Below are 24,939 nucleotides of genomic sequence, written 5' to 3'. Positions count from 1 at the left end.
CGATGCCGCCGATCACGTTGACCGCCTTGGCACGGGCGGGCTTCGTGGGACTCTCGGATGCCCGCTCCCGCCTCGACGAGCTCGCCGCGCTCGGCGGTCCGCCACCGGAGCGGATCATCGAGCTCGTCGTCGATGTGGCCGACCCGGATGCCGCCCTCGAGCGGATGCTCGCCCTCCTGCGACGCCGCCCAGACGAGACCGTTCGGCTATTCGCGGATCAGGATGCGCTGCATCGGCTGTTGCAGGTGATCGGAGCCTCCAGCGGACTCGCCGAGTTCCTGATGCGCCGGCCGGACGCCCTCGATGTGTTCTTCCAAGCGCTCGAGAGCCTGCCGGCGGAATCCGAGCTGTGCGACGATCTCCTGGACTCGGTCGGCGTACGGGACGGCGTGGCATCCATTTCGGGGGAGGATGCCTGGATCGCCCTGCGCGCCCGCTACCGCACGCGCCTCACGGAGATCGCCGCGTTCGACCTGCAGCAGCGCGACCCCGTCGAAGGGATCGGTGCGGTCGCACGAACGCTAGCCGCTCTCGCCGGCGCCGCCCTCGACGCCTCGCTGGCCGTCGCCCGGGCGATCGCCAGCGGAACAGGGCCGGGAACGTTCCCCGCCGCGGACGTCGCCGGCACCAAGCTCGCGGTGATCGGCATGGGAAAGACCGGCGCCGAGGAACTCAACTACCTGAGCGACGTCGACGTCATCTTCGTGGTGGAGGGCGACGAGGTGGCCGGCGTCTCCTCGGCTAGGGCGGTCGACGTCGGCACCAGACTCGCGACGCTGACGATGCGGGGAATCGACGAGTTCGCGATCGAGCCGCCGCTGTGGGAGGTGGATGCCAACCTGCGCCCGGAGGGCAAGGACGGCGCGCTGGTGCGCACCCTCGAATCCCATCTCGCCTACTACGACCGTTGGGCGCAGGGCTGGGAGTTCCAGGCGCAGCTGAAGGCGCGACCGATAGCGGGAGACCCGGCACTCGGACGCCGCTACACGGATGCGCTCGCACCATTCGTCTGGTCGAGCGCCGAACGCGAGAACTTCGTCGAGTCCGTTCAGCGTATGCGCGAGCGGGTGACCGCGAACATCCCCGCCGACGAGGTCGACCGGCAGCTGAAGCTCGGGCCGGGCGGGCTGCGCGACATCGAGTTCACGGTGCAACTGCTGCAGCTCGTGCACGGGCACACTGATCCCACGGTTCGGGTCGCCGGCACGTTGCCTGCGCTCGAGGCACTTGCCGCCGCCGGTTACATCGGACGCGCCGAGGCCGCCGAGTTCGCGCGGGACTATCGCGTCCTGCGCCTACTCGAACACCGCATCCAGCTCTCCGAGCTCCGTCGTACCCACCTCATGCCTCGCGACGAGCAGCGGCTGCGCGTGCTCGCCAGGGCGACCGGCCTCGCCGGCGGCGCCGACGAGCTCACGGATGCCTGGGTCGCTGTCAAGCGTCGGGTGCGCGGACTGCACGAGCGGCTCTTCTACCGTCCGCTGCTCGCCGCGGTGGCAGCGCTGCCCGGAGACGAAGGTGCACTGGCCGGAGAACAAGCGCTGACCAGTGAGCAGGCGCAGGCGCGCCTGGCCGCCATCGGATTCGTCGACCCGCAAGGGGCGCTGCAGCACATCGCGGCGCTGACGTCGGGGGTCTCGCGGCGGGCGGCCATCCAGCGCACCCTGCTGCCTGTCTTGCTGCAGTGGTTCGCCGACGGCGCCGACCCGGACTATGGCCTGCTCACGTTCCGGCGGCTGAGCGAAGACCTCGGCGGCACGCACTGGTTCCTCCGCATGCTCCGCGACTCGTCGGGCGCCGCTCAGCGGTTGACCCGAGTGCTGTCGGGATCCCGGTTCGCCGGCGAGCTCCTCGGGCTCATTCCGGAGAGCGTGGCGTGGCTCGATGACGACGCGGACCTTCGCGCCAGGCCGCGGGGCGCGCTCGACGACGAGGTCGCCGCGATCCTGGACCGTCACGAGACCCCGGACGCGGCGGCGAAGGCCATCCGTGCTGTGCGGCGCAGAGAGGTGCTGAGGCTTGCATTCGCGGGAATCCTCGGTGTTGCGAACGTCACCGAACTCGCCGCCGGCCTCTCCGACATCTCCGAGGTGACGATCAACGGCATCCTTTCTGCGATCCGCGCCGAGGCGCCTGCGCCGATGGAGTTCGCCGTGATCGCGATGGGGCGGTTCGGAGGCAGAGAGCTGGGCTTCGGGTCGGACGCCGACGTGGTCTATGTCTTCCGCCCGCACGACGGTGTGGAAACCGAGGCCGTGCACCCGGCGGCTCTATCCATCGTCTCGGAGCTGAACCGGCTCACCGACGACGCCCGCCTGCCCTTCGAACTCGACCTCGATCTGCGCCCGGAGGGCAAGAACGGCGCGCCGGCCCGCTCGCTCGAGTCGTATCGCGCCTACTACCGGCGGTGGTCCCTCACCTGGGAGGCTCAGGCGCTCCTGCGGGCACGCGGCATCGCGGGCGACGAGCGACTGCTCGCCGACTTCGAGCAACTCGCCGACTCGGTGCGCTACCCGGCTTCCATCTCGGAACGCGATGTTCGCGAGGTGAAGCGCATCAAGGCGCGCGTGGAGAACGAACGGCTGCCGCAGGGCGCAGACCCGGCAAGGCACCTGAAGCTCGGTCGGGGCTCGCTCAGTGACGTGGAGTGGCTCGTACAGCTACAGCAGCTCCAGCACGCCGCATCGTCATCCGCTCTGCGCACCACCTCGACCCTCGAAGCCCTCGCGGCTTGCGTCGACCTCGGACTTCTGGAACAGGGGGATGCCGATCGCCTGCGTGACGCGTGGATGCTCGCCTCCAGGGCGCGCAGTGCCGTCACGCTGTGGACCAACAAGACGTCGGATCTGCTGCCGACGGAGCGCAAGGCGCTGGACGGCGTCGCCCGCCTGCTCGGCTACCCACGCGGATCGGCGAGCGCGCTCGAGGAGGAGTACCTCGCGGTCACGAGGCGAGCGCGCGCCGTGTTCGAGCGCAACTTCTACGATTCCTGAGCCGCTCGCGCGATTGGCGAGACTTTCCCCTCGGTCGAGCTCGTCGAAATCGACGGGCGAGAAAGCACATACAACGAAGCGGGCCGGCCCCCTGAGGGACGGCCCGCTTCCTGTCGTTCTGCGATCAGACTCCGTAGTACAGTTCGAACTCGAACGGGTGCGGACGCTGCGCGAGCGGCTTGATCTCCTTCTCGCGCTTGTAGTCGATCCACGTCTCGATGAGTTCGGGCGTGAACACGTTGCCCGCGGTGAGGAAGTCGTGATCCGCCTCAAGGGCGTCGAGCACGGCATCCAGGGTTCCCGGTACCTGCGGGATGGCCTTGGCCTCCTCGGGCGGGAGCTCGTAGAGGTCCTTGTCCACGGGCTCGTGCGGCTCAATGCGATTGCGAATGCCGTCGAGGCCTGCCATCAGCTGCGCCGCGAACGCCAGGTACGGGTTGCCGGAGGCATCCGGTGCACGGAACTCGATGCGCTTGGCCTTCGGGTTCGTGCCCGTGATCGGGATGCGGATGGCGGCCGAGCGGTTGCCCGCCGAGTACACCAGGTTGACCGGAGCCTCGAAGCCCGGCACCAGACGGTGGTACGAGTTCACCGTCGGGTTCGTGAACGCCAGCACGCTCGCCGCGTGCTTGAGCAGGCCGCCGATGTACCAGCGTGCGATGTCGGAGAGACCGCCGTAGCCCGCCTCGTCGTAGAACAGCGGCTTGCCCTCATTCCACAGAGACTGGTGCGTGTGCATGCCCGAACCGTTGTCACCGAACAGCGGCTTCGGCATGAACGTGGCGGTCTTGCCCCACTGCTCCGCGGTGTTCTTGACGATGTACTTGAACTTCAGGATGTCGTCGGCCGCGTGCACCATGGTGTCGAAGCGGTAGTTGATCTCTGCCTGGCCACCGGTTCCGACCTCATGGTGGGCGCGCTCGAGGATCAGGCCGGCGTCGATGAGCTTCAGCGAGATGTCGTCGCGCAGATCCGCCTGCTTGTCGACGGGGGAGACAGGGAAGTATCCGCCCTTGTACGGCGTCTTGTTCGCGAGGTTTCCGCCCTCTTCGGCGCGGCCGCTGTTCCAGGCCGCCTCCTCGGAGTCCACGAAGTGGTAGGCGGTGTTCTGCTTCACTTCGTAGCGCACGTCATCGAAGATGTAGAACTCGGCTTCAGGGGCGAAGAACGCCGTGTCGGCGATGCCCGTCGAGGCGAGGTACTTCTCGGCCTTCTTCGCGACCTGGCGCGGGTCCTTGCCGTACACCTCGCCGTTGCGCGGGTTGAAGATGTCGAACACCATGACCAGCGTGCGCTCCGCCCTGAACGGGTCGACGTAAGCCGTGGAGACATCGGGGATGAGCTGCATGTCCGACTCGTGGATCGACGCGAAGCCGCGGATCGAAGAGCCATCGAAGAGCTGCCCGACGGAGAAGAACTCCTCGTCGACGGTGGAGGCGGGAATGTTGAAGTGCTGCTGCACACCGGGGAGATCGGTGAACCGGATGTCGAGGAACTTGACGTCCGTGTCCTTGATGAACTTGAGCACCTCGGACGAATCACTGAACATGTGGTTTCTCCAAGAAGGTGACGGGAGGCGAATCGCGCTGCGCGAACAGCCGGTGACAGGCTAGGGGGCGGCGATTTCCCCACCGTATCGCGATTGTTTCGGGGATGTTACGCAGCAGCCATCGATAGGGTGGTCCGGTGCCCAGCTCCACCACTCCGCGCCGGTTCGGCGATCTCGCACCCAGTCGCTATCCCGGAGAACGGCTCGGGCTTCCCGAGACGGGATCCGGATCGATCGCGCGACCGGGACGGCGCATCCTCGCCCTGATCATCGACTGGGCGATCGCGAGCCTGCTCTCTTTCGCGTTCTTCCACTACGACAGCTGGGCGACTTTGGGCATCTTCGCTCTGCTGCAGTATGTCTTCATCCCGACGATCGGCGGGAGCATCGGGCACCGCATCCTCGGACTCCGGCTGGTGGCCTTGAACGGCACCTGGGTGGGGCTGTGGCGTCCGCTCGTGCGCACCGTGCTGCTGTGCGTCGTGATCCCGGCTCTCGTGTGGGACTCCGATCAGCGCGGGTTCCACGACAAGGTCGCGGGCACGGCACTCTTGCGCGCCTGACCTGATCGTCAGCTGAACCCGCGGCGGTTTCGACGGGCTCAACCGGCGGCAATCAGCGAGCGCGCTGCGGGCGCACCTTCAACGGGTCGACGCCCTTCGGAATGGGCATCTGGCTCCCCAGCGAACCGAGCCGATTGTCGACCGCAAGAACCTCGGGCTTCGTCAGAGCCACCTTGATCTTCGCCATGCGGCCGGCGAGCTTGTGAAGCGGCACCGCATCAGGATCGGGGCCGACGTTGAACACGTTGATCGGCACGTTCGGCACGATGCGGGCGATCTTGCGCCGCTCGTCCTCCACCATCTTCCGGGTACGCGTCGCAGGGCCTTCGCCGATCAGCACGACCCCTCCGCGGCCCACCGCGCGATAGACCGCGTCGCGAGTGCGTCCGTTCACAGCCACCGGCATCTCGCTGCCGCGCCAGGAGCGCTTGAGCGAACTGCGCAGCACAGCGCCGACGGCGCCGGGCTGGCCCTCGATCTGCGAGTAGGCGGCGCGTTCCGCCCGTCGGCCGAGCACGATGATGGCGCCGAGCGCACCGAGCAGCACACCGGCCACGATCCACAGCACCAGCGAGAACACGTTGCCGCCGGTGAGCGTGAGCGCGAGCACAACGCCGATCGCGGCGCCGAGCAGAAGCGTGCCCAGCATGTACCACTGAGCGCGCGAGTCGTAGCGGCGGGTCATCTGGAAGACCTGCCACATCTGCTTGATGCGGCCGGGTTCCTTCGTCGCTTCGGTGTCCTTGCGTGCCATGGTGTCCAGGATACCGGCTCAGCACGTGCCGGAATGCGGCCTACGGCAGCGGTTCGGCGACCTCAGCCGACAGCCTGAGCGAAGCCGAGCGAGGCATCCGCCAGCGCGCTCAGGTGTGCGGGGATCGGCCGCCCCTTCGCCGTCATCGACTGCGCCCACAGACGCCCGGCGCGGTACGACGAGCGCACCAGCGGACCGGAGAGCACGCCGAGGAATCCGACCGCCTCAGCCTCCGCCTTGATCTCGACGAACTCCTCCGGTTTGACCCACCGCGCCACCGGCAGGTGGCGGGGACTGGGCCGAAGGTACTGCGTGATCGTCAGGATGTCCGTGCCTGCGTCGTGCAGGTGCCGCAACGCGTCGCTCACCTCGTGACGCTCCTCGCCCATGCCGAGGATGAGGTTGGACTTCGTGATCATGCCGGCGTCGCGTGCCTGCGTGATGACGTCCAGGGACCGCTCGTAGCGGAAGGCGGGCCGGATTCGCTTGAACAGTCGCGGCACGGTCTCCACGTTGTGCGCGAAGACTTCGGGTTCGGCGTCGAACACCCGACGCAGGTGTTCGGGCTGCCCGGAGAAGTCGGGCACCAGGATCTCCACCCCGGTCCCCGGTGCTTGCCGGTGAATCTCCCGGATGGTCTCGGCGTACAGCCATGACCCCTCGTCGGCCAAGTCGTCCCTGGCGACGCCCGTCACGGTCGCGTAGCGCAGTCCCATCTGTGCCACCGTGTCGCCAACGCGGCGCGGTTCGTCGGCGTCGAACTCGGCAGGCTTGCCGGTGTCGATCTGGCAGAAATCGCACCGCCGGGTGCACTGACTTCCGCCGATGAGGAAGGTGGCCTCTCGGTCCTCCCAGCACTCGTAGATGTTGGGACAGCCGGCCTCCTGGCAGACGGTGTGCAGCCCCTCGGACTTCACCAGGCCCTGCAGCTGCGTGTACTCCGGGCCCATCCGAGCACGGGTCTTGATCCACTCCGGCTTTCGCTCGATCGGCGTCTCGGCGTTCCGGGCCTCCAGGCGCAGCAGCCTGCGCCCGTCCGGCGCGGCGGTCACGCGGCAACCCCGATCACGGAGTCGAAGTGCGCGCGCACCAGGGGAGCGGCATCCTGTGGCGTCACGATGCGGCCGAGCTCCCGGGAGATGGTCGTCACTCCGGCATCGCGGATGCCGCACGCCACGATGTGCTCGTACGGCTCCAGGTCGTTGCTGCAGTTCAGGGCGAACCCGTGCATGGTCACGCCGGAGGCGACACGGATGCCGATGGCCGCGATCTTCGCGTCCGGCCCGTCTGTCGACACCCACACCCCGCTCCGCCCGTCGACGCGGTGCGAGTCGACGCCGAGGTCGGCAAGCACATGGATGAGCATCCCTTCCAGGCGCCGGACGTACCCGACGACGTCGATCGGCTCGGCAAGCCGGAGGATCGGATACCCGACAAGCTGACCCGGGCCGTGCCAGGTGATCTTGCCCCCACGGTCCACGTCGATGACCGGCGTGCCGTCCGACGGCCGTTCGTCCGGCTCGGTTCGTTTACCGGCGGTGTACACGGATTCGTGCTCGAGAAGGATGACTGTGTCTGGCGCCCGCCCGTCGACGACGGCAGCGTGCACGGCACGCTGCTGGTCGAGAGCGTCGAGATACGGCACGGAGTTGGCGCTTAGCCCCGTGTCGACGTAGTCGATCACCCTTTGAGCCTATCGCGCTCTCTTCCTCCCCATCTCGCGTCCGTCCTCACCGCCTCACAGAACGCCGACATGACGTCCGCGCGAATGTCGTGCCGCGGCACGCTGGCATCCATGGCAGGCAAGAAGCGCAAGCACCGCGGCACCTCGCCCGACACGACGAAGGAACGAGATCCCGGAGCCGTTGCCGTCCGGAGCGAGCTCGGCGGGTACCGATTGCTGCGCACGATCGGCCGCGGCGAGCACAGCGTCGCCTACCTCGCATCGGGCGACGACGGCCAGGTCGTCGTGAAGGCCTACGCGGATGACGTCGATGCCGCCCGGATCGACAACGAGGTCGCCTGCCTCACCGCGGTCGCGTCTTCGCACGTGGTCTCGGTCATCGATGTCTCGTGCGCACCCGATCGACCGGTGTGCATCGTGCTGGAACGGTTGTCCGGGCCCACGCTGGCGGACTGGCTGAGGGACCGCATCCTCCTCGACACAGGCGAGGTCGTCACCGCAGCCGTGTCGGTGGTGCGAGGGATACGAGCCGTCCATGCGGCTGGATGGGCGCACGGGAACGTTGCAGCGGCGAGCATCCGCTTCGACGAGAGCGGATGCCCGGTGCTGCTCGGCTTCGGATCGGTCACGCCCGTCACACCGGCCCGGGTGGCCGAGGACTGGGACAGGTGCGCCACGATCATGGATGCGATCGTCACCCGCGCCGAGACGGTCGAAGCACACGAGGTCGAAGGCGTCCGCGTCGCGATGGACCGTCTCAGGGTCGAAGGCGCTGCCGAGGGTGCGATCGTGGATGAGGTCGAACGAGCACTGTTCGCGCTCGGTCCGCCCGCGCCGCTCACGATGGGAACGGGCGCTCGCGCGACGACGGCGCGGTCGTACAACGACACCGCGCTCTCCGGCGGAGCCGTGGTCCACGACGAGACGGCTCAGCGGTCTCGTGAAGACCTGCCTCAACACCCTCGCGATACGACCGACGAACGAGCAGAACGTGGCCGCCGTGCAGCCGGCCGCGCCATAGGAACGCTGGCGGCCGCGATGGAGCACGGCGTTGCGCGCATGATCTCGGGTCGGTTGCGCCACCTCCTGAGCGGCCGCAGGAGACCAGTTCTGATCGGCGCAGGGGGAGCGGTCGCCCTGACGCTCGTCGCACTGCTGGCCCTGCCGAGCACCCAGGCAGGGCACGCGGAGGCGCCGACGCCTGCCCTCACCGCACCGGTGGCGGGTCACGCGCGGTCGTCGTCTATCCCGTCGCCTCGGCATCCGATGAGCACTGCCACGCCGCCCACCGATTCGCAGGCAGCGGAACCTGAGGACGACCCGGTTCACGCGGCGTTCCGGCTGCTCCGGTCGCGCGGCTCGTGCCTCGAGAAGGGCGACGATGGATGCCTCTCCGACGTCGATCAGGCCGACTCGCCTCTCTTCGCCGCCGATCGCGCCTTGATCGCGGCCGGACAGAGGGGGCGGGCTGCACCGGAGCTCGGCCAGCTGTCGCTGACCGAGACCATAGGCGATGCGGCGGTCATCTCGGTGGCGCCGGCGGGTGAGACGACGAAACCGGCTTCGATCCTGCTGATCAGGACCGAAGCCGGCTGGCGTCTTCGTGCGTTGTTCGAGAGCTAGATCCCGCCCTCAGATGCCGAGGTCGGACTCGAAGGCACCCTCTTCGAGACGGTTCTTCACCGCGATGAGGAAGCGTGCGGCATCCGCACCGTCGACGATGCGGTGGTCGTACGACAGCGCGAGGTAGACGGTCGAACGGATGGCGATGGAATCGGTGCCGTCTGCCTGCACCACGACCGGCTTCTTCGAGACGATTCCCGTGCCGAGAATCGCCACCTGCGGGAGGAAGACCAGCGGGGTGTCGAACAGCGCACCGCGGGATCCGGTGTTCGTGACGGTGAACGTGCCTCCGGCGAGCTCGTCGGGCTTCAGCTTGTTGTCGCGGGTGCGCTGAGCGAGATCCGCGATCTGCTGCGAGAGCTGGGCGATGTTGAGATCGCTGGCGCCGCGCACGACCGGGGTCAGGAGGCCCCGCTCCGTGTCCACGGCGATGGAGATGTTCTCGTGGTCCGGGTAGACGATGTTCTCACCGTCGACCGTAGCGTTGATGACCGGATACGCCTTCAGAGCCTCGGCGGCCGCCAGCGTGAAGAACGGCAGGAACGACAGCTTGGTGCCGGTGGCCTTCTCGAAGTCGCCCTTCACGCGGCTCCGCAGAGCCGCGACCTTGGTCACGTCAACCTCGACCACGGTGGTGAGCTGCGCCGAGTTCTGCATCGACACGACGGCACGGTCGGCCACGACCTTGCGCAGGCGCGACATGGGCTGAACGGTTCCACGCAGCGGCGAGGTCTCGAGCTTCGTGCTCGCGGCGGCAGCGGGAACGGCGGATGCGCTGCTGCCGGCGCTCAGGATGTCTTCCTTGCGAATACGACCGCCCACTCCCGTGCCGGTGACCGTCGCCAGGTCGACGCCCTGCTCGTTCGCGAGCTTGCGCACGATCGGCGTGACGTAGCCGGAGCCTGCGTGCGACCCGGATGCCTGTGCTGCGGGCGCCGCGGGCGCCGAGGCGGGTGCAGCAGGCGCGGGGGCCGGCGTTGCAGGCGCCGCGGCGGCAGGAGACGGGGCGGCGGGAGTTGCGGCGACCGCCGGAGCCGGTGCGGCGGCGGCCGGCGCCTCGGTGGCGGGCGGCTGCTGCGCCGGAGGCTGGTCGACGGGTGCTGGAGCCGGAGTCTGCTCGGGCGTCTCCGCCGCGGTCGAGGGCACCTCCGCCTGCTGGGAGGCCTGCGGCTGTTGCGCAGGCTCAGGCTCAGGCTGCTCCTGGGCAGCGGCAGGTTGCTCGGCAGGGGCTGCTGCCTGTTCGGCGGGAGCCGCTTGCTCAGCCGGTGCCTGTTCAGCGGGAGCGGTCTGCTGCTCAGCCGATGCGGCCGCATCTTGGGCGGGTGCCGGCGTCTCAGCGCCCGCACCTGAGCCGTCTCCGATGGTCACGAGCGCGGTTCCGACCTCGACGGTCTCGTCCTCCTGCACGAGGATCTGCTCCACGACGCCGGCGACGGGCGACGGGATCTCGGTGTCGACCTTGTCGGTCGATACTTCGAGCAGGGGCTCGTCGACCTCGACGCGGTCGCCCACCTGCTTGAGCCAGCGGGTGACCGTGCCTTCCGTGACACTCTCACCGAGTGCCGGGAGGCTGACGGATTCGCTCATGGGTAAGTCTCCTTCAGGAATGCGATTCGTTACGAAAGCTTATTGCAGTGACTCGGCTGTGCCGCGGATTATCGTGGCTGCGCCACTCACTGGCTCAATCGGGTCGGACGCACGAGCAAGCTGGCGCGTCTCTCCCCTCAATCGCCTCTAAAGCGTGTGGAGCGGCTTGCCCGCCAGGTACAGGAACGCCTCACCAAGCGACTCGTTCTGCGTGGGATGGGCGTGGATGAACGGCGCGATGTCTTCGGGGTAGGCCTCCCAGTTCACCGCCAGCTGCGCCTCGCCGATGAGCTCGCCTACCCGGGCGCCGATCATGTGAACGCCCACCACCGGACCGTCGTTCACCCGCACCACCTTGACGGACCCGCTCGTGCCGATGATCTCGCTCTTCCCGTTGCCGGCCAGGCTGTAGTCGTAGGAGGTGATGTTCTCCTTGCCGTGCTCCGCCTCCGCCTTCGCCTGGCTGAGGCCGATGGACGCGACCTCCGGGTCGCAGTAGGTGACCTTCGGAATGTTGACGTCGTCCACCACGATGGGGTTCAGGCCCGCGATCTCCTCGGCGACGAAAATGCCTTGCTGGAATCCGCGGTGGGCCAGCTGCAGTCCCGGCACGATGTCGCCGACGGCGTAGACGCCTTCCACTCCGGTGCGGAGCCGCTCGTCGGTGATGACGAATCCGCGGTCGATGGTGATGCCCGCCTCTTCATAACCAAGGCCGACGGTCACCGGTCCGCGACCGACGGCGACGAGCAGCAGTTCGGCATCCACCGTGTCGCCGTTCTCCAGCGTGACGACGACGCCCTCGTCGTTCTGCGTCACGTTCTGGAAGCGAACGCCCAGGCGGAAGTCGATGCCCCGCCTGCGGAATGCGCGCTCGAGCGACTTGCTGATGGACTCATCCTCGTTCGGCACCAGGTGGGGGAGTGCCTCGATGATCGTGACGTCGGCGCCGAACGACTTCCACACGCTCGCGAACTCGACGCCGATCACGCCACCGCCCAGCACAGCGACCTTCTTCGGTACGAAGTCGAGCTGCAGCGCCTGCTCGCTCGTGATGACGCGGCCGCCGATCTCCAGGCCGGGCAGCGACCGCGAGTAGGAACCCGTGGCGAGGATCACGTACTTGCCGACGTAGTCCACGTCACCGACGCGCACCGCCTTGGGCGCGGCCAGTCGCCCCTCACCCTCGACCAGGGTGATGCCGCGCGCCTTGACGAGTCCCTGTAGACCCTTGTACTTCTTCGCGACGATGCCCTCGCGGTACTTCGTCACCGCCTCGATGTCGATGCCCTCGAGAGCGGCAGTGACACCGAACTTGGCGGCGTCGCGCGCGGAGTCGGCGACCTCGGCCGAGTGCAGAAGCGCCTTGGTGGGGATGCATCCCCTGTGCAGGCAGGTCCCTCCGACCTTGTCCTTTTCGATCAGGGCGACGGAGAAGCCGAGTTCGCTCGCGCGCAATGCCGCCGCGTAGCCTCCGCTCCCGCCTCCCAGAACAACGATGTCGAAGTTCTGCTCAGACACCCATTTACTCCTCGGGTCGGGATGGTGAACGGCACCGTGCGAGCGTGTGTTTCGGTTGCAAGGCGCCGTCGTACGGCAGGCGTTCCTGCCCATACGACCCTACTACCGAGCTGCGAAGTCTTCCGTCAGTCCGACCAGCGTGCGAACGAGCACACCCGTCGCCCCCTTGGGGTTGTAGCCGTACGGCGCGCCGTCGTTCTGAGCGGAGCCCGCGATGTCCAGATGCGCCCACGGCACGGTCGGCGCATCCGGCTCATCGGACGTCTTGCCGACGAACTCTCGGAGGAAGACGCCTGCGAGCAGCATGCCTGCAGCGGTGTTCCCGGGCGTCGCATTCGTCAGGTCTGCAACCTCCGACCGCAGCCGTGCGCGGAGTTCCGAGGGCAGGGGCATCGGCCACACGAGCTCGCCCGCGCGTTCCGCGGCATCCGTCACCTGCTTCACCAGCCGCTCGTCGCCCATGGCGGCCGAGTACCTGGTGCCCAGCGCGACGACCTCCGCACCGGTCAGCGTCGCGATGTCGATCACGGCATCCGGATGCTCCTCCGTCGCCGCACGAAGTCCGTCCGCGAGCACGAGCCTGCCCTCGGCATCCGTGTTGAGCACCTCGACACGGGTACCGCCCCGGATCGTCAGCACGTCGTTCGGCCGGATGGCGGAACCCGACGGCATGTTCTCGGCTATGCACATCCAGCCGGTGACGCGGACTCGCAGCTGCAGCCGCGCGGCCGCGACGACCACCGCGAGCACGGATGCCGCACCCGCCATGTCGTACTTCATTCCCACCATCGAGGCCGGCGGCTTGAGCGAGAGCCCGCCGGTGTCGAACGTGATGCCCTTGCCCACGAACGCGACATGCGAGGTTGCACCATCGGGGGCATAGTCGAGGCGCACCAGACGCGGCGGGCGAGTCGACCCGCTGCCGACACCGAGGATGCCCCCGAAGCCGTCGTCCGCGAGCTCCGTCTCTGTCCAGACCCGCACCTCGACGGGGAGGCCGGATGCCGCCTCCACGGCCGCACGCGCAAGCTCCTCCGGGCTCTGCGCGGACGGCGGTGTGTTCACGAGCTCCCTCGTCAGGCGCACCGCTTCGGTGATCACCGTCGCACGGTGCATGAGCGCATCGGACGCCCGGGAGGAACCAACGACGACCGCCTCCGACGCCGGGGACCGGTCTTCGTCGCCTCGCGCCCGGCCCTCGTACACGTAACCGCCGAGCGCGGCACCCTCCAGGAGCGCGGCAAGGCGACCCTCAGCCGCAGCTTCGGCCGGCTCACGGTCGTCCGGCGCTGCCTCGTCGATCGTGCCGGGCCGAACGGCCTGCGCCTCGATGATGAGCCTGCGGTCCCCGGCCGATAAACGTGCCGCCGTGCCCGCGGTCCCACGGAGCGCGGTCTCCGTGACCTCGGAGCCCAGGCCCACGAGAACCGCCGGCAGCTCGTCGAGCACGCCGGAGGGAACTCGCACCAGCTGATCCGGCGCACCGGTGACCTTCAGCTGTGCGAGCAGTTCGCCGTGCCCGTCGTGTCCGAGCAACTCGGGTCCGTTCTTGCCAGCGCGCACGAAGAGCACGAGCACATCGCCGTCCGCGGCCACCGGTCGCTCGTCGGCGAGGCGGAGTCGGAAAGTCGAAGACGGGAGCATGGAGGAACGCGAGGTATGCGCCGAGGTGCTGGACGAAGACATGGAACGAATCGTACGGGCGGCACGCGCCGCGTGTTCGCTCTGGGCTTGCGTGACCCGGGCGGGACGGCCGGGACCCGCTGACTAGCATGGATTTCATGCAGGATCCGCGTGAGCTCTACGACGTCCGGACGGCGCTCGACACCGTGCCGACCGGGCTTTATCTGGTGGCCGCGCTCACCGGCTTCGCCGACGCCGGAAGCGCCGTCTCGCAGTTGAACTCGTACCTGCTCGAAACGCTCGACTCGGAGGAGATCGCCCGGTTCGACTCGGATGCCCTTTTGGACTACCGCGCGCGCCGCCCCATCATCACGTTCGAGCAGGACCACCTGACCGACTACCGGCCGGCGCAGCTGAGCCTCTACCTCATGCGCGACGAGGTCGGACAGCAGTTCCTCCTTCTCACCGGATACGAGCCCGACTTCCAATGGGAACGGTTCAGCAGCGCCGTGCTCGACCTCGTCTCGCTTCTCAAGGTGCGCTCCACCATCTGGGTGCACTCCATTCCGATGCCGGTGCCGCACACGAGGCCGATCGGTGTGACGGTGAGCGGCAATCGTGAAGGACTCGCCGACGCGATGTCCGTGTGGCGTCCGACGACGCAGGCACCGGCCACGGCGATGCACCTCATCGAGTACCGCCTGCAGGAGGTCGGCGCCTCCACGGTCGGGTTCGTGCTCCTCGTGCCGCACTACCTGGGAGACACCGAGTACCCCGCTGCCGCCGTGGCGGCCATCTCGAACATCAGCTCGGCGACCGGCCTGATCTTCCCGACCGACAAGCTGCGCGAAGACGACCGGGAGTTCGTTGCGAACATCGACGAGCAGGTCGCCGGCAACCCCGAGCTGGAGCGCCTTGTCGGTGCGCTCGAGCAGCGGCACGACGCATACATGCAGGACAGCCCGCTCAAGTCGCCGCTCACCCACGTCGACGGGGCTCTCCCATCGGCCGACGAGATCGCGGCGGAGCTGGAGAAGTTCCTCGCGTATCGCCGCAGGGGCGACGAGGACGCCTGAAGTCTGCCGTATCCGGCGCGCGGGTAGGCTGGATGGCGCTCGTTTCGCCGATCGGATCTCTGCTTGCCCGCCTCCTCGCCATCCCGCGCCCAGCCGTGGCGCGCCTGGCTGATCTGGGGCATCGGCGTCACCGCCTACATGCTGTCCGTCGCGAACCGCACCTCGCTCGCGGCCGTGGGCACGGATGCCGCGCACCGGTTCTCGGCCGATGCGTCGACCCTGTCGATGTTCGCCGTGCTGCAGCTCGCCGTCTACGGCGCCATGCAGCTGCCGATCGGCATCCTTCTCGACCGACTCGGTAGCCGACCCATCATCACGGCCGGGATGGTGTTGATGGCCGCCGGCCAGCTGCTGATGGCGCTCTCGCCCAACGTGGGAATCGCCATCCTCGCCCGCATGGTCATCGGTGCAGGCGATGCGGCCGTCTTCCCCAGTGTCGTCCGGCTCGTGGCCACGTGGTTCCCCGCTCAACGCAATTCGCTGATGGTTCAGCTGACCGGCCTGGTGGGCCTGTCCGGGCAGCTCCTGGCGCTCATACCGTTGGCGGCGCTGGTCCACGCGACGACCTGGTCCATCGCATTCGGCTCGGTCGCGGGTCTCTGCCTCGTGTTCGCCGTGCTCGTGTTCGCGCTCATCCGCAACCACCCGCCGGATGTCGCAGGCGACGTCTCAGTGGATACCCGTACCGGCGCGATCCACGTCGTGACATCGGCCGCGGACACCCGGGTGGGATTCCGGGCGGCATGGTCGCATCCGGGCACCCGGTTGGCATTCTGGTCGCATTTCACCACGGCGTTCGCCGGAAACGCGTTCATCCTGCTCTGGGGCATTCCGTTCCTGACAGCGGGCGAGGGGCTCAGCGCACCTGCCGCGGCCGGCGTGACAACGGTGTACGTCGTCGTGGGGATGGTGCTCGGCCCAGTACTCGGGGCCCTCTCCGGTCGGTTGCCGAACTCGCGTTCCCGCGCGCTGGTGCTGCCGTCGGTCATCGCTCAGCTGGTGGTCTGGCTGGTCGTCATCGCCTGGCCGACGCCGGCGCCGGTGTGGCTGCTGGTGCTTCTCGCGATCGCGGTCGGGTCCGGCGGACCGACGTCGATGATCGCGTTCGACCACGCCCGCACGTTCAATCCCGGTCATCGCCTCAGTACCGCTACCGGCATCACGAATACCGGAGCATTCCTGGCCGGGCTCATCGCGATCTTCCTGATCGGTGCCGCGCTGGACGTGCAGGGCGCAGGCACGCCGTCGACCTACAGCCTCGACGCGTTCCGCGTCGCCTTCCTCACCCAGGTGCCGCTCTGGCTCATCGGCATCTTCTTCATCGTGCGCGAGCGCAAGCACACGCGCATCCACATCGGCATGGACCAGCCCAGGACCCGAAGGCGCTGAAGATTGTGCCTCCGTCTCCACGGTCAAGCGGAATAGCGGGGTGCTGCGAACTGTTGCAACCAGAGCACGGCGCGAAACCCCGGCTCCGTCGAGTCTTCCCGCATGGTCATGGCAGAGCGGCGCTGAGCGCTTCGCATTCGTGCAATAATCGATGATTGGACCCGTTCATCTTCGGACACCACTACTTGCGCGATCGGCCAGCGGTCGACGTCAGGCGGTGCGTATCGCTTCCGGACTTGACATGGGTCCTCATAGTGTCCGCAAGCGACCCGCACCCCCTCGATCAGTACCCGCACTGCGTGCCGCACGAGAGGGCTGGAAGGTGAACTCCATGGCAGCCAAAACCGCTGACACCCGTACGGTAGAGGAGCCCACGACCACGACCGCCACCAAGGCGACCAAGGCCGCGACGCCCAAGACTGCGTCGGCCAAGAACACGGCATCCAAGCCCACGCCCACGAAGGCTTCCACTTCGAAGGCCGCGGGCAAGGGCAAGGCGTCGCCCGCGAAGGCGTCGAGCAAGGCGTCACCGGCGAAGGCCGCCGACGAAGACGAGCTCGATGAGGAGGAGCCCGACGACGTCGAGCCCTCGGAGCTGGATGACACCGAGGTGGTCGACGAGTCGGCCGACGTGGAAGCGACGGACGACGCATCCGAGGAGCCTTCCGAGGAGACGGTCAAGCCGAAAGCGACCGCGGAGACCACGGACGATGCCGAAGAGGCGCTGCCGACCGGCGCCATCGTGCTCCGCGCGGCCGACGAGGAAGACGACATTCCCGTCTATTCCGCACAGATCACCGGCGCGACAGCCGACCCGGTCAAGGACTACCTGAAGCAGATCGGCAAGGTCGCCCTGCTGAACGCAGCCGAAGAGGTCGAGCTGGCGATGCGCATCGAGGCCGGTCTGTTCGCCGAGGAGAAGCTCGGCGCGATGACCGACCAGGAGAAGCGGTCGCAGTTGGGCCGCGACCTCGGATGGGTCGCCCGTGACGGTCAGCGCGCGAAGAGTCACCTGCTGGGCGCGAACCTGCGTCTGGTGGTGTCGCTGGCCAAGCGCTACACGGGTCGCGGCATGCAGTTCCTGGACCTGATCCAGGAGGGCAACCTGGGTCTCATCCGTGCGGTCGAGAAGTTCGACTACACGAAGGGCTTCAAGTTCTCGACCTACGCAACGTGGTGGATCCGTCAGGCGATCACCCGCGCGATGGCCGATCAGGCCCGCACCATCCGCATCCCGGTGCACATGGTCGAGGTCATCAACAAGCTCGCCCGCGTTCAGCGCCAGATGCTGCAGGACCTCGGCCGCGAACCCACGCCCGAGGAGCTCTCCAAAGAACTCGACATGACCCCCGAGAAGGTCATCGAGGTGCAGAAGTACGGTCGCGAGCCCATCTCGCTGCACACGCCGCTCGGAGAGGATGGCGACAGCGAATTCGGCGACCTCATCGAGGACACCGAGGCGGTCGTGCCAGCGGATGCCGTCGGCTTCACCATGCTGCAGAAGCAACTGGAGAGCCTGCTCGACTCGCTCTCCGAGCGCGAGGCCGGGGTGATCCGCATGCGATTCGGACTCGGCGACGGAATGCCGAAGACGCTCGACCAGATCGGCGACACGTTCGGGGTGACGCGCGAGCGCATCCGTCAGATCGAGTCGAAGACCATGGCCAAGCTGCGGCACCCGTCGCGGTCCCAGTCGCTGCGCGACTACCTCGAGTAGGCCACGCGTGAGGCGATTCTTCGGGATCCTGCTCGGCCGCCTCGCGCGGTTCGCCACACGGCTCCGGGGAGGCGGTTCCGCCTTCCCCGGATACCTCGTGCGAAAGGTGTGGCCGCGCTTCATCGAGGACGTCTCCGCGCAGTGGAGCCACGGCGTCGTCTTCGTGCTCGGCTCCAACGGCAAGTCCACGACCACACACATGGTCTCGGAGTTGCTGCGCGCCCACGGCCTCCGCGTCTTCACGAACCCGAGCGGTGCGAACCTGCCGCAGGGCATCGCCTCCGCAATGCTGTCGGAGGTGACGCTGAGCGGCAAACTGCCCGCCGATGTGGCGGTGCTCGAGGTGGACGAGGCGTTCGCCGTCGACCTGGCCCGCCTGCTCAGCCCGCGCACCGTGCTCATGCTGAACTGCCAGGTCGACCAGTTGTACCGCTTCTACGAGACCGAGCGTGTCGCCGACATGATGCTGGATGCCTCGGTGCTGGCGAGCGAGCACATCGTCACTAATCGCGAGGACCCTCTGCTGAGCCGGGTGCAGAGCCGCCTGGGATCGAGGTCGGTTCCGGACGTGTCGTACTTCGGCGCATCCGACTCCGTGCTCGCCGGCAGCAAGCACGGGCTGTTGAATGCGCCGGATTTCCGTGACGCAGCAGCGGCAGCGCGACCGGCCGCGTTGGGCGAGGTCCGGTCGTTCGCCGGACGCGAGGCGACCATCGCCGTCGCCGGCGACGCGATGTCGGTCGAGTTGCCAGCACGCGGGCTGCACTACGCGGTGGACGCCGCCGCGGCATCCGCAACGGCGCGTCTCGTACTCGGCGAGGCGTTCGACGCGCAGCGCGTCGTGCAGGCGTTCGGCAGCATGCGCCCGGCATACGGCAGGGGAGAGGTCATACCGTTCGGCGACGAATCGGTCGAATTCGTCATGTTCAAGAACGGTCCCAGCCTTCAGCTCAACCTCGACTCCCTGACCGCCCCGCCTCAGCAGGTCATGTTCGCCCTCGACGAGGGAACGCCTGATATCTCCTGGATCTACGACGTCGATTTCGATGTACTCGACCATGTGGATGTGGTCGCCGGCGAGAAGGCATGGCAGGTCGCGTTGCGGCTCGCCTACGCCGGTGTTCCGGTCACGACCGTCGAGCCGGATCTCGAGAAGGCGATCGAACTCATGCGCGCCCTGCCCGCACCCGAGCACGACCGCAAGCTGTGGTTCGTGAACTACGAGCAGATGATGCTGGCTCGCAAACACCTCGGATTCCCGGACTTGGAGACCCGCCTGTGACGGACGCCGCCGCCGGAGTGCGGATTCTTCAGCTGTACCCCGACGAGCTCGGCGTGACCGGCGACGCCGGCAACGTCGAGGTCCTTCGAACACGGCTGGAGCGCTCCGGCGTGCCGGTCACCATCGAGGAGCACCGACCGGGGTCCGCTCTGAGTGCGGAACCCGATCTGATCGTGATCGGCAACGGGCCGCTGTCAGCGCTGCGCAACGTGCACGCGGATGCCCTCGCGCAGCAGGCGAAGCTGTCCGAGTGGGTGCAGCGTGTGCCGCTCTTCGCGGTGGGTGCAGGGCTGGAGCTCATCTGCTCCCGTATCGAAGACGCCACCGGCTCGCTCGAGGGCGTAGGCCTGATTCCTGCGATCGCGCATCGCGGACGAGCGCGCCGGGTCGGCTATGCGATCGCGGAGACTACGCACGGCGACGGAACGAAACGGCAGCTCACCGGGTTCGAGGACCAGGCAACCGAGCTGTCTGGTGTGACCACGCCGTTCGCGACGATCGTGCGCGACGTGACTGGTCCGGTGTCCCGCCCCGACGGCGTGCAGACCCGTACAATCACCGGAACTCTGCTGCAGGGCCCGTTGCTTCCGCTGAATCCCTGGCTGGCAGACTGCCTCGCAGCTGCAGCCGCTCGTCACGCAGAGATCGTGTACACACCGGACGCCTCGCTCGCAGAGTTCGACCGGCTCGCCGAGCGTGCCACCGAACGTATGCGTGCCCACGTTTCGAGTGTGTTCACGACCATCCAGTAGCCGGTTCGCCCAGCAACGATCCGTCCAGTGAAGCGGGGAGTATCGAGACCATGACGAAGATCACGCTGCTGTGACCGCCGACTCGCGACGTCTCTCCGTCCGTCTCGACTCGCTGGCTGCCAATGTGCGCCGCTACCGGGCGAACGTCCACGGTCTCATCGCCCGTGTCGACCATGACGGATTCGGCCACGGACTCGTTCCGGTGGCCCGTGCGTGCCTCGAAGGTGGAGCGGAGCTGCTCGCCGTCGCGGACTTCGACGAGGCGATTCGGCTACGGGACGCCGGCGTCTCCGCGCCACTGCTGGCGCTGCGGCCCACGGGTGCGGCCGTGAACGGCCTCGATGTGCAGGCCGCGGTCGGCACGCATCGAGAGGCCGAGGATGCCGACGCGCTCGGCGCATCCGGTGCGCACGTCGTGATCGACTGCGGGGGCGCACCGCGAGGCATCCGGCCGGCCGACCGCACCGCCTTCGATCAGATCGCCGACTCGCTGCCTCCCGTGGCGCTCATGGGCGTCACGGATGCGCGCACGCCGCACGCCGCTGCATCCACCGGTCTCCGCGAGGCTGCGGAACTCGCACCCGGCCTGCCCGGCCATGTGCACGGCACCGCGGGCGTGCTCGCCGGATACGGCGCGGACGACGCCTACGTGCGGGTGGGCCGCGGCCTGTACGGCATTCCACTGCCGGGCGGCACATCGACGGGGGTGCCGGTCGCCCGCCTGACCGGCCAAGTCGTGACGGTGAAACGCATTCTCGCGGGGGAGGGCGTCTCGTACGGCTACATCTACCGAGCACCCGAGGACGGCACCATCGCACTGGTCACCTGCGGTTATGCCGATGGTGTGCCGAGGAGCATCGGCAACCTTGCCACCGTTCTCGTCGGCGGATGCCCCGCCAGAGTCATAGGGCGCGTTGCCATGGACGTGGTCGTGATCGACGTCGGCGACGCAGTCGTTCACGCCGGCGACGAGGTGGTCTTCCTCGGCGACCCGGTGGTGGGAGAGCCGGGCGTGACGGAGTGGGCGTCGATCACCGGATTCGATCCGGTGGAGATCGCTGCGGCCATGGGCCCCCGAGTTGTTCGGAGCTACACGCGATGAGCGCGGCGAGCAGACCGGGCGCGCACGAACCGCTGACGCACGCCAGAGTCGATCTCAAACGGTTCGACGCCAACTTGCGCACCGTGCGTTCCCGGGTTTCGCCCGCCGAGACGATGTTCGTGGTCAAGAACGATGCGTACGGCCATGGTGCGGAGGTGCTGGTTCCCCGCGCGGTCGAGCACGGCGTCAACTGGATCGGCGCGCTCGACGTGGAGACGGCGCTCCGTGTGCGTTCCCTCGTCGGCGAGGGACCACGCGTGTTCGCCTGGCTGCTCAGCGGCAGGGACGACCTGGCCGCCGCGCACGACGCCGGAATCGACCTCGGTGTGGGCGATCGCGGTGTGCTCGAAGCGGCAGCATCGGCCGCGACGACCCGGCCGATCCGCGTGCACCTCAAGATCGACACCGGCCTTAACCGGAACGGCGTGCGCGTCGAGGACTGGCGTCCGTTCGTCACCAGGGCAGCGCAGCTTCAATCGGAGGGACGCATCTGCGTCGAGGGGGTATGGAGCCACATCTCCGAGGCGTCCGACGAAGACGACGATCAGGCCCGCAGTCGCTTCGACTCGGCGCTCTCTTCGGCAGAAGCGGCGGGCCTGGCGCCCGAGTACCGGCATCTGGCCGCCAGTGCAGCCTCGTTCCTGCGCGCGGAGTTCCGGTATGACTTGGTGCGCGTCGGCGCTTTCGTCTACGGCATTTCGCCGGCCGGCGGCCCGCACGAGCCGGAGCTCGGGATCAGCCCTGTCATGTCGCTGCGCACCCGTGTCGTCGACGTGCGAGACGGCGAGGCCATCCTGCCGATCGGCGGCTGGCATGGCGTGCCCTCGAGCATCGCCGGGCGCGGTGCCGACCCCGGCGCCCAGGGGAGCACTGTCGGTGCCGGCATCCGAGGGACCAGGCATCCTGTGCTTCGCATCGGCCGCGACTGGATGTCCGTGCTGGCGGACGATGCGGCGGTCGGCGACGAAGCGGTGCTGTTCGGACCGGGCGACGACGGCGAACCGACCGCCACGGAATGGGCCGAGGCGATCGACACCATCGGCGAGGAGATCGTGCTCAAAGTGGATCGCCGCATCCCGCGTACATATTGCGAGTGAACGACGAAGGAGGCGCCCCTCGCCGTAGCGAAGGGGCGCCTCCCGATGTCAGTGTGTCGTCAGGCCCTCTGGTCTTCGAACAGGCGCGACGTCTCGTCGTGCCAGTTGGTCGCGATGCTGGAGAGCTTCTCGTGATGCTTCTTGGCGTGGTGAGCGCAGAACAGCAGCTCGCTGCCGTTGACAGTCACGCGCACGTACGCCTGAGCACCGCACGCGTCGCAACGATCTGCCGCGGTCAGCGCCGGGCCCGTGGGGAGCTCGTCGGCACCGGGGGTGGCGACATGGCCTGCGTAGTTCGACATGCTGAGCTCCTTTCTGGAAAACCCGAACGTTGAGCGGTTGGTTGTCTCCATACAAGCACGCGGACACCGTGAGCACGCTCCATCCGGGCCCATTTCGCTGTGCGCGTAGGCGCTGGACGAACGCTTCTTCCACAAGGGGTGTCGGTGGCGGGGCCACTGCGCGGGCCCGATATTCTGAACGTTGGCCCGATTGCTACACCTGTGATAGCCGGGCGCAACCCGACAACTGGAGATCCTGTGGCGACGAACGACTACTCCGCCAGACACCTCTCGGTACTCGAGGGCCTGGAGGCCGTTCGCAAACGACCCGGCATGTACATCGGGTCGACGGACGCCCGGGGCCTCATGCACTGCCTCTGGGAGATCATCGACAACTCGGTCGACGAAGCACTTGCGGGCTACGGCTCCGACATCGAAGTCCTCCTGCATCCTGACGAGAGCGTCGAGGTGCGCGACAAGGCGCGGGGCATCCCGGTCGATATCGAACCGAAGACGGGTCTCTCCGGCGTTGAGGTCGTCTTCACCAAGCTGCATGCGGGAGGCAAGTTCGGCTCCGGGTCGTACTCGTCCTCGGGCGGCCTGCACGGTGTTGGCGCCTCTGTGGTGAACGCGCTGTCAGAGCGTCTCGATGTCGAGGTCGATCGCAACGGCAAGACCTGGGCCATGTCGTTCCATCGCGGCGAGCCCGGCCTGTTCGCGGACTCGGGCGACCCGAGCCCGAACTCGCCGTTCACGCCGTTCGAGTCGCGCAGCGAGCTGCGCGTCGTCGGCAAGGTGGCGAAGGGCGTGACCGGCACGCGCATCCGCTACTGGGCCGACCGGCAGATCTTCGGCAAGAACGTCGAGTTCAGTGTCGACGACCTCGTCGGCCGCGCACGGCAGACCGCCTTCCTGGTCCCCGGCCTGACGATCGGGATCACGGATGCCCGCACCGAGGCACCCGAGCGCACCGACTTCACCTACGAAGGCGGCATCAGCGAGTTCGCCGACTACCTCGCGCCCGACACCGCGATCACCGACACCTGGCGCCTCGTCGGGTCGGGAACCTTCACCGAGACCGTCCCCGTGCTGAACGACCACGGCGCGATGCTGCCCACCGAGGTCGAGCGCGAGTGCGAGGTGGACGTCGCCCTGCGATGGGGCACCGGATACGACACCGTGTTCCGCACCTTCGTCAACATCATCGCGACTCCGAAGGGCGGCAGTCACCAAGCTGGATTTGACCAGGGGCTGATGAAGTTCTTCCGGCAGCAGGTCGAGCAGAACGCGCGACGTCTGAAGGTCACAGCGACGGAGAAGCTGGAAAAGGACGACATCCTCGCCGGCCTCACCGGAGTGCTCACCGTGCGACTGCCCGAGCCGCAGTTCGAGGGACAGACCAAGGAGGTACTGGGAACCCCCGCGGTGCGCGCCATCGTGGCGAAGGTGGTCAGTGACGGACTGGCGGCCCGATTCTCCTCGTCGAAGCGCGACGACAAGACCCAGTCGGCCCAGCTGCTCGACAAGGTCGTCTCTGAGATGAAGTCGCGCATCTCCGCGCGCGCGCACAAAGAGACGCAGCGCCGCAAGAACGCGCTCGAAACGTCATCCCTGCCCGCCAAGCTCGTTGACTGCCGCTCCACCGACGTAGCGCACAGCGAATTGTTCATCGTCGAGGGCGACTCGGCACTGGGCACGGCACGTCGTGCCAGGGACAGCGAGCACCAGGCGTTGCTGCCTATCCGGGGCAAGATCCTCAACGTGCAGAAGGCGTCGATCTCCGACATGCTCTCCAACCAGGAGTGCGCGTCGATCATCCAGGTGATCGGTGCAGGTTCCGGCCGCACGTTCGACCTCGACGCCGCCCGCTACGGCAAGGTCATCATCATGAGCGATGCGGATGTCGACGGCGCGCACATCCGCACGCTGCTGCTCACTCTGTTCTTCCGGTACATGCGACCGATGATCGAGGCCGGCCGCGTGTTCGCGGCCGTTCCTCCGCTGCACCGCGTGATCGTGATGAACCCTGGTTCGAAGCCGAATGAGACGATCTACACCTACTCCGATCAGGAGCTGCACGCCGTGCTCGGGGGTCTCAAGAAGGCCGGCAAGCGCTGGCAGGAGCCTCCGCAGCGCTATAAGGGCCTCGGCGAGATGGATGCCGACCAGCTCGCGACGACCACGATGGACCGCACGCACCGCCTCCTGCGCCGGGTTCGGCTGGACGACGCGGAACGGGCCGCTGACGTGTTCGAGATGCTGATGGGCAACGACGTAGCACCGCGCAAGGAGTTCATCATCTCCAGCAGCGACCAGCTGAGCCGGGAACGCATCGACGCGTAGGCC

At 67.8% G+C, this 24,939-nt stretch carries 19 protein-coding genes; 11 read left to right on the top strand and 8 right to left on the bottom strand.

What is annotated here, in order from left to right; translation table 11 throughout:
• Positions 1-2: 2 nt before the first annotated feature.
• A complete protein-coding gene (locus tag ACYVI5_RS08525; protein WP_460579828.1) occupies positions 3-2,993 on the top strand; it encodes a bifunctional glutamine-synthetase adenylyltransferase/deadenyltransferase in 2,991 nt (996 codons plus the stop codon).
• Positions 2,994-3,117: 124 nt separating this feature from the next.
• On the opposite strand, the gene glnA is transcribed toward ACYVI5_RS08525, so the two are convergent.
• Entirely contained in the window at positions 3,118-4,542 is a 1,425-nt protein-coding gene (gene glnA / locus ACYVI5_RS08520; protein ID WP_460529431.1) for a type I glutamate--ammonia ligase, read from the bottom strand.
• A gap of 137 nt (positions 4,543-4,679) precedes the next feature.
• On the opposite strand from glnA, the gene ACYVI5_RS08515 reads away from it, so the two are divergent.
• On the top strand, positions 4,680-5,105 hold the full coding sequence (locus tag ACYVI5_RS08515) for an RDD family protein (protein WP_460579827.1): 426 nt from the start codon (positions 4,680-4,682) through the stop codon (positions 5,103-5,105).
• Between the two features lie 52 nt (positions 5,106-5,157).
• Here the strand turns inward: ACYVI5_RS08515 and ACYVI5_RS08510 are convergent, their stop codons facing one another.
• From ACYVI5_RS08510 to lipB, 3 genes are all read right to left on the bottom strand, one after another.
• Positions 5,158-5,859, bottom strand: a complete 702-nt coding sequence (locus tag ACYVI5_RS08510; protein ID WP_460529425.1) for a DUF4191 domain-containing protein — start codon at positions 5,857-5,859, stop codon at positions 5,158-5,160.
• Positions 5,860-5,921: 62 nt separating this feature from the next.
• Positions 5,922-6,911 (bottom strand): lipoyl synthase, encoded by a 990-nt coding sequence (gene lipA, locus ACYVI5_RS08505; RefSeq protein WP_460579826.1) that lies wholly within the window; start codon positions 6,909-6,911, stop codon positions 5,922-5,924.
• Positions 6,908-7,543 carry a lipoate-protein ligase B gene (lipB, locus tag ACYVI5_RS08500; protein ID WP_460579825.1) on the bottom strand — a complete coding sequence of 212 codons (636 nt, stop codon included), beginning with the start codon at positions 7,541-7,543 and terminating at the stop codon, positions 6,908-6,910. The genes lipA and lipB overlap by 4 nt, the downstream gene beginning before the upstream one ends.
• Positions 7,544-7,612: 69 nt before the next feature.
• On the opposite strand from lipB, the gene ACYVI5_RS08495 reads away from it, so the two are divergent.
• Positions 7,613-9,166, top strand: a complete 1,554-nt coding sequence (locus ACYVI5_RS08495; protein ID WP_460579824.1) for a protein kinase domain-containing protein — start codon at positions 7,613-7,615, stop codon at positions 9,164-9,166.
• 9 nt (positions 9,167-9,175) lie between these two features.
• On the opposite strand, the gene sucB is transcribed toward ACYVI5_RS08495, so the two are convergent.
• The 3 genes from sucB to ACYVI5_RS08480 form a co-directional block, all read right to left on the bottom strand.
• On the bottom strand, positions 9,176-10,753 hold the full coding sequence (gene sucB / locus ACYVI5_RS08490) for a 2-oxo acid dehydrogenase subunit E2 (RefSeq protein ID WP_460579823.1): 1,578 nt from the start codon (positions 10,751-10,753) through the stop codon (positions 9,176-9,178).
• Positions 10,754-10,900: 147 nt separating this feature from the next.
• Positions 10,901-12,274 carry a dihydrolipoyl dehydrogenase gene (lpdA, locus tag ACYVI5_RS08485; protein WP_460579822.1) on the bottom strand — a complete coding sequence of 458 codons (1,374 nt, stop codon included), beginning with the start codon at positions 12,272-12,274 and terminating at the stop codon, positions 10,901-10,903.
• Between the two features lie 102 nt (positions 12,275-12,376).
• Entirely contained in the window at positions 12,377-13,960 is a 1,584-nt protein-coding gene (locus tag ACYVI5_RS08480; protein ID WP_460579821.1) for a leucyl aminopeptidase, read from the bottom strand.
• Positions 13,961-14,055: 95 nt separating this feature from the next.
• On the opposite strand from ACYVI5_RS08480, the gene ACYVI5_RS08475 reads away from it, so the two are divergent.
• From ACYVI5_RS08475 to ACYVI5_RS08445, 7 genes are all read left to right on the top strand, one after another.
• Positions 14,056-14,973 (top strand): proteasome assembly chaperone family protein, encoded by a 918-nt coding sequence (locus ACYVI5_RS08475; RefSeq protein WP_460579820.1) that lies wholly within the window; start codon positions 14,056-14,058, stop codon positions 14,971-14,973.
• 138 nt (positions 14,974-15,111) lie between these two features.
• Positions 15,112-16,362, top strand: coding sequence for an MFS transporter (locus ACYVI5_RS08470; RefSeq protein ID WP_460580567.1), 1,251 nt, complete (start codon positions 15,112-15,114; stop codon positions 16,360-16,362).
• Positions 16,363-16,693: 331 nt separating this feature from the next.
• The gene (locus ACYVI5_RS08465) at positions 16,694-18,079 is read left to right on the top strand and encodes an RNA polymerase sigma factor (RefSeq protein WP_460579819.1); all 1,386 of its coding nucleotides are present in this window, start codon (positions 16,694-16,696) and stop codon (positions 18,077-18,079) included.
• 7 nt (positions 18,080-18,086) lie between these two features.
• Positions 18,087-19,361, top strand: a complete 1,275-nt coding sequence (locus ACYVI5_RS08460) for a MurT ligase domain-containing protein (RefSeq protein ID WP_460579818.1) — start codon at positions 18,087-18,089, stop codon at positions 19,359-19,361.
• A complete protein-coding gene (locus ACYVI5_RS08455) occupies positions 19,358-20,113 on the top strand; it encodes a hypothetical protein (protein WP_460579817.1) in 756 nt (251 codons plus the stop codon). Before ACYVI5_RS08460 ends, ACYVI5_RS08455 begins: the two co-directional genes overlap by 4 nt.
• A gap of 70 nt (positions 20,114-20,183) precedes the next feature.
• Complete coding sequence (locus ACYVI5_RS08450; RefSeq protein ID WP_460579816.1) at positions 20,184-21,215, top strand: alanine racemase; 1,032 nt, start codon at positions 20,184-20,186, stop codon at positions 21,213-21,215.
• Positions 21,212-22,312 (top strand): alanine racemase, encoded by a 1,101-nt coding sequence (locus tag ACYVI5_RS08445; protein WP_460579815.1) that lies wholly within the window; start codon positions 21,212-21,214, stop codon positions 22,310-22,312. Before ACYVI5_RS08450 ends, ACYVI5_RS08445 begins: the two co-directional genes overlap by 4 nt.
• A gap of 59 nt (positions 22,313-22,371) precedes the next feature.
• Here the strand turns inward: ACYVI5_RS08445 and ACYVI5_RS08440 are convergent, their stop codons facing one another.
• The gene (locus tag ACYVI5_RS08440) at positions 22,372-22,614 is read right to left on the bottom strand and encodes a DUF7455 domain-containing protein (RefSeq protein WP_440293372.1); all 243 of its coding nucleotides are present in this window, start codon (positions 22,612-22,614) and stop codon (positions 22,372-22,374) included.
• A 237-nt stretch (positions 22,615-22,851) separates the two neighbouring features.
• On the opposite strand from ACYVI5_RS08440, the gene ACYVI5_RS08435 reads away from it, so the two are divergent.
• Positions 22,852-24,936 (top strand): DNA gyrase/topoisomerase IV subunit B, encoded by a 2,085-nt coding sequence (locus ACYVI5_RS08435; protein WP_460579814.1) that lies wholly within the window; start codon positions 22,852-22,854, stop codon positions 24,934-24,936.
• Positions 24,937-24,939 lie beyond the last annotated feature (3 nt).

The organism is Humibacter ginsengisoli, from assembly GCF_054780095.1.
This window is presented reverse-complemented; position numbering and strand designations above follow the sequence as displayed.